4 protein-coding genes are annotated in these 3,897 nt (G+C 33.1%); 2 read left to right on the top strand and 2 right to left on the bottom strand.

Going from position 1 to position 3,897, the window contains the following annotated elements; all coding sequences use genetic code 11:
* Positions 1-405, top strand: a 405-nt coding sequence (locus tag UC75_RS05530; protein WP_128825202.1) for a chorismate mutase, incomplete at its 5' end; no start/stop codon positions are given.
* A gap of 155 nt (positions 406-560) precedes the next feature.
* On the opposite strand, the gene UC75_RS05525 is transcribed toward UC75_RS05530, so the two are convergent.
* Positions 561-1,178, bottom strand: coding sequence for a LysE family translocator (locus UC75_RS05525; RefSeq protein WP_016137774.1), 618 nt, complete (start codon positions 1,176-1,178; stop codon positions 561-563).
* A 74-nt stretch (positions 1,179-1,252) separates the two neighbouring features.
* Complete coding sequence (locus UC75_RS05520; RefSeq protein ID WP_049836961.1) at positions 1,253-2,083, bottom strand: sugar phosphate isomerase/epimerase family protein; 831 nt, start codon at positions 2,081-2,083, stop codon at positions 1,253-1,255.
* Positions 2,084-3,450: 1,367 nt separating this feature from the next.
* Between UC75_RS05520 and UC75_RS05510 the strand changes: the two genes are divergently transcribed.
* A partial coding sequence (locus UC75_RS05510; protein WP_228137108.1) for a TetR/AcrR family transcriptional regulator occupies positions 3,451-3,897 on the top strand: 447 nt, incomplete at its 3' end.

The following is a 3,897-nucleotide window of genomic DNA, read 5'->3' as shown; positions in this document are numbered from 1 at the left end:
TATAAAGCAGAACAGCATTTGCCGATTGAAGATTTAACTCAAGAAAAGAAAGTTCTCGATCAATCACTTTCTGAAGCCGATTCTTTTGGCCTAAATAGTGAAACAGTTAAGCCATTTATTGTGACTCAAATGAATGTTGCGAAGGCAATTCAGTACCGATATCGCGCAGACTGGTTGTCGAGTCCAGAAACCAATTGGAAACCGCAAGATTTAGCCGAAGTACGTTTAAAAATTAGTACGCTAAATACTGAGCTTTTAAAAAATATTGCCTATGAACTTAAGAAAAATAATAATAAAGCACCTCATAGCTGTAGCTACATGTGGTCTGTACAGCATCCTCAACTTAAAGAGGCCGATAAAAAAGCTTTATGTATGACATTAAATAAAATTAAGTTAAAACAATAGATTTCTTAAAGCAGGGCATATAGATTGCTGGTTCAATCCAGATTAAATCAGCAATCTCTTCAAGCTTAAATTTGTAGAACAGACGTCGGATGAGTGCGGAAATACTTTAAAGGATAAACGCTTTTAGCTTAAAAGCGTTTATAACTGTTTTTCATTTATTGAGTAATCAGTAAAACAGCGAGAATAAAAAAGATACAGCCACTGATTTTATTTAATCTGGCAAAGTTATTTCCAGACAGCATTTTTTCTTTAAAAATTGAAGAAAAATTAGCGTATACCAAATGAATTAAGAAACCAATTAGGCAAAAAGTTAAAGAAAGTATTAAAAATTGGTTTATTATTTTTTCTTTTATATCAATAAATTGTGGAAATAAGGCAATAAAGAAAACAATCGTTTTCGGATTGAGAAGTGATGCGAATAATCCTTGATAAAATAATTTAGATTTACTTACCGCTTTTTCACTTGTTTCAGTGTCTAATAAATCTTGAGAAGGTGATGTTTTTACAAAGTTTTTATAACCTAGATACATTAAATAAAATGCACCAACAAATTTCAATACAGTAAAAATAGTGGGATTACTGGTAATGATTAAACCCACTCCACTTGCCGAAATGACTGCAATGACAAACATGCCAATAATTAACCCAATAATTCCAAATAGGGCTGTACGGACGCCGTAATTGATTGAGTTTGTCACTGTAAATAAAACGCCAGGGCCTGGACTAGATAGCGTAAGAAAGGCAATTGTAATGAAAACTAGTAAACCACTCACTTCATATATCCTTTTAAAAATGAATTACTTAAATTAAAAAAAGCCTTCTGATGTTCCTCAGAAGGCTTTTAGTTTTATGCGCTTGCCAATTCTTTAACTGAATCTAAAGTGGTTTTGTCTCTCACCTCAAAGGCAACAAGTCCTTTCCAATTGTGGCGGTTAATTGTTTCGATAAAGTCAGAATAATTTACAGTGCCGCGACCAATACTAAAGTGTTGATCTTGTTCACCATTGTTATTACTAAAAGAAATACCTTTAATTTTGTCATGGTATTTATCTACCACAGCAACTGGGTCACCTTCACCCACATTTGCATGTCCTGCATCTAAGAAGAAATAGACATTTTTGTGGTCAATTTTATTAAAAACATAATCGTATTCTTCCATGTGGGTAAACACATAATGGAAAGGACGGTAGTTTTTATAATTCGATAAATTTTCTAAATAAATATCAACTGATTTTTCAGCAGCATATTCAGCTAATTCTTTAACAGATAAAATATAGTTATCGAGAGCTTTTTGTTTAGCCAATACAATTTTCTTTGGTTCTACAATACCACCACCGTGAATAACCAAAGGTGCTCCAATTTTTGCGGCAATATCAATTTCTTTTTTAACATATACAACCGCTGCTTCTCGTAAATAATCAACATCGCTACCTAATGGTGCTTTGAAGTTACCATGGAAAATAGGTTGAACATTATATTTTTTGATTAAGATATTTAGATTTTCGATTCGTTCATCAGACCAGTCTGGAACCATTTCCCCATGTAAACTTCCATCCACATACCAGTGGGTGCATCCATCGTTATAAGCCCTAAGGATACCTTCTTCGGCTGGCAAGTATTGCTGATGGGCAATTCCAGAAGCAAAGTTTAGGTAATTATTCATTAAAGGCGAAGTCATTGTTATGTTCCTGATTTATTAAAGGTATTTTGGGTTAATTATTTATTCACTCGTTACCCAGCCGACATCTTATTTTTATTTAGACACAAAAACATTAGACTAAAGTATAATATATTTCAGTGGGCTATATGTTTATACAGACAGATCTGTATATGCATAATTTATCAAAATATTGACGCTGTATTTTTAAAAGATTGTTCTTGTATTCGTTAGATACACTCAATAAATATTAATTTTTAATATATATGGTTACTAATTATAATTTTTTAAAATTTATAGTTTTTATTAGTGTTAGCATTATATTACAATTTTTACCCTGTATATTTAATAGGCTAATAAAATTTTTAATAGTTTATTGGTTCGAATTATAGTCATTATATAAATAATAATATTGTTAAATAAATTGAATTATTAAATAGTAGTTTGAATTATAATCGCCGTTTACTATTTTTACGGGGATAAAATGAAAATTATTTTTTTATCGATATTAGTTTTATTACAAATTATCTTTTTAACTCAGGCTGAGGCACGAGGAGGCCGTGGGGGAGGAAAATCTTTTAGTGGTCATAGTTACTTTTCAAAGAGTAAACCATCACATGCACGAAGTAGCTATAGAGGTTCTAGTAGTGGTTCGTCTAGTAGTAGTTCTTCGGAGTGCCCTTGTAGTGGAACCAAAAATTGTGTGGGGCCGCGTGAAGAAAAATATTGCACTACTTCGGATGGCAACAAACGCTATCGCTAATCAGCAAATTTAGATTTAGAGGCAATATAAATCAAAAAGCTCTTGTTATTTAAAGAGCTTTTTTATATCAAATGTTTTTATTCTTTCTTTTTGAACATTGACACCCAAAATCTCTCCGATTATCCTTTGCCTGCTGGCCACATTGCCAGTCGGTTTTAGCAGACCGTTTTCATCTAGGACATCAAAAAAGTAATTTTTTGGTGTCGAACTCGTTCGTCTCCCTTCGTAGCGGTAGGACGGAGGAGGGACGCCCTCGGGCGTGCCGGTTCCTAGATGACTGGTCTGCTAACCCTTCTTCGTTCTGCCACCATAATCATTTAGCAGTGATTTGGCAGAACTTCTATTTCATCTAGGAGTTCGCATATGCGTACTATTTCTTCTTTATTGGCCTCTGCCAAAGTCTCTTTATTCATTCCATTTAAACAGCATTTAAAATGGTTTAATCGACTATAGGTTTTAACCTTTAGATCATTACGACTAAAAAATCATATCAACAATAAAGCCTGAGATATGTAAGGCAGGATTTGTGCTGCCTTGATATGTCTGTTTTTAGCACTCAATTTAAGAGTGACGGCATTTTTATCTCTTTTATATACAACAAAAAATTATTTTAAACGGTATGTCTATGCCAACTTTAGAAGCATCATTTAAAGCACTGCGAGTGCTACACGCGGCAAGAAATTTATTTAATCAATATGGCTTTAATAATGTCGGTGTAGACCGAATTGTTAGCGATGCCAAAATACCCAAAGCCACCTTTTATAATTGCTTTTCATCTAAAGAAAAACTTATTGAGATGTGTCTGACTTTTCAAAAAGATGCGTTAAAAGACGAGGTGTTTTCCATTATCCATTCGTACCGTGAACTTATGGTTTTCGATAAATTAAAGAAAATCTTCTTTTTACATGCTGATTTAGAAGGGTTTTACCATTTGCAGTTTAAAGCCATTTTTGAAATTGAAAAACTTTATCCCACCGCCTATAAGGTCGTCAGTGACTATCGAAATTGGTTCATTAAAGAAATTTATAAGTTGATTTTAACCATAAAAGTTACAGCTACACTTGAAGACGCC

It is taken from the genome of Acinetobacter sp. V2 (assembly GCF_001188385.1).
GTDB lineage: Bacteria > Pseudomonadota > Gammaproteobacteria > Pseudomonadales > Moraxellaceae > Acinetobacter > Acinetobacter oleivorans.
Note: the sequence above shows the minus strand (reverse complement) of the source record. Positions and strands in the feature narration are given on the sequence as shown.